This window comes from Brevundimonas sp. (assembly GCF_041688735.1).
GTDB lineage: Bacteria > Pseudomonadota > Alphaproteobacteria > Caulobacterales > Caulobacteraceae > Brevundimonas.
On record NZ_JBDNHO010000024.1, the window covers coordinates 1 to 1,621 of the forward strand.

2 protein-coding genes are annotated in these 1,621 nt (G+C 65.4%); one reads left to right on the forward strand and one right to left on the reverse strand.

Annotation, left to right across the window (positions count from 1 at the left end; translation table 11 throughout):
- Positions 1-415 precede the first annotated feature (415 nt).
- The gene (locus ACESMO_RS03055) at positions 416-670 is read right to left on the reverse strand and encodes a hypothetical protein (protein WP_372706709.1); all 255 of its coding nucleotides are present in this window, start codon (positions 668-670) and stop codon (positions 416-418) included.
- 387 nt (positions 671-1,057) lie between these two features.
- Here ACESMO_RS03055 and ACESMO_RS03060 point away from each other — a divergent pair.
- Positions 1,058-1,621: integrase arm-type DNA-binding domain-containing protein (locus tag ACESMO_RS03060; RefSeq protein WP_372706710.1), on the forward strand; the 564-nt coding region annotated here is incomplete at its 3' end.

Here is a 1,621-nt window from a genome sequence, read left to right on the forward strand (position 1 = left end):
ACCTGCACGCCAACCCGGGTGTGGGACGGTGACGGGCCGATCTGGTGTGCGGAAGGTCCACGCATTCGACTGTCGGGCATCGCCGCGCGCGAGATGGATGGAAGCTGCAGATCAGGACATCCCTGTCCCAGAGCCTCGGCTGAAGAGGCCCGTGATGCGCTGGTTAGCCTAATCGGGAGACGGGTCGGCGTGGCCTCTCAAGGCCATATACTGGTAACCGGCCCGGCCCTGACCTGCCGGTCAGAAGGAAGCGCCGGCGGTTCTCGGACGGCCGCCTGGTGCGTATCGCCTCGGTCTGGGGATCTTTCCTGCGCGATGGTCCGGGGCGGCTGGGCGCTTCGCTGGGATCGGTATTGGCGCAACCATCGCTGCTGACACTCTCAACGGTCCCGTCAAAGGTCGGGCCGGCTCCGTCTTAGTTGAAAAAACGGTCGGTCTCGTCGGCTTCGGCGTCGTCCGGGGCGCTTACCTTGGAATCATCCACCGGGGTCGCCGCCAGCTTCGACAGGATCGCGCTGTAAGCCGACAGGGCCGTGATCCCGATGGCAGGATCAGAGTCGATCCGTGACCGCAGGACGCAGGCCACCTGAACCAGCGCGCGGTGCGAACTGGTCAGCCATGGCAGCTCGGCGCGAAACTCTCGCCAGGCGTCGGCTTGGCCCGGTGTCATACGGGCGAACGGCTCACCTAAAGGCCGGGGTCGCGCCGGGGCCTGCCTGCCTCGAAACCGCGCCGGGTTCCTTAGATCAGCGCCGCTGACCAGCGCCTTCGCAGTCGGAGTTCTTGATCGTGCCATGGGTTGAAGCCTCAATCGTGGCTGTGAGAGATTCTGGTCATCGCCGGTCCTCGAAACGCGGCCCGTCTGGGCACGCTCCGGACCCCTCGCAGGGCCCGACCATCCCCGCCCCCGACGCGCTGCCCCAGCGGCCGTCTCTCGGGCAAATGCGGGCCATCCGGCGCCGCTCCAGCCTCCCGATCCTCGACCCGGTTGTCGCGCGCCCCTGCGCGGCAGTCAGGCGCCCCTGCGCCGATCACCCACAATCAAAAGGAGACCACCATGTCCTCTGCCCGCCTGGACCATTTGTTCATCACTAAAGCGGCGTGCCTGCCCGGAAGGACCAAGACCAACTATTATGACGAGGCTATCAAGGGCTTTATCCTCGAGGCCCGGGAGAGCGGCGGCAAGACCTACGCCTATCGCTATAAGGACCTTGCCGGCCGACAGTGTCAGTACAAGATCGGCAAGGTAGAGGACCTGTCCGCAGCCGCCGCCAGGAAGCAAGCCGAGAAGCTAAGGTCGAGGGTGGCGACAGGCGACTATCCGGGTGCCGCTAAGGCTCTGGCCCGCTCGATTCCGTCATACAGCGATCTGTCGGCCATGCATCTCGCTGATGCCAAGCTTCATCAGCGGTCCTACGCCACCACCGAGATGTACGTCCGCCGTCACATCATCCCGAAGTGGGGGAAGGTCCGGCTGACCGACATCGAGACCCGTGCCGTTGCCCAATGGCTCGCAGACAAGCGGGCAGAAGGGTTGGCACCGGCGACGGTCGAGAAGATCAGGGTGATCTTCGGCCGATCGTTCGAGCTGGGCGCACGCTGGAGCGTCCCGGGCTGCGAT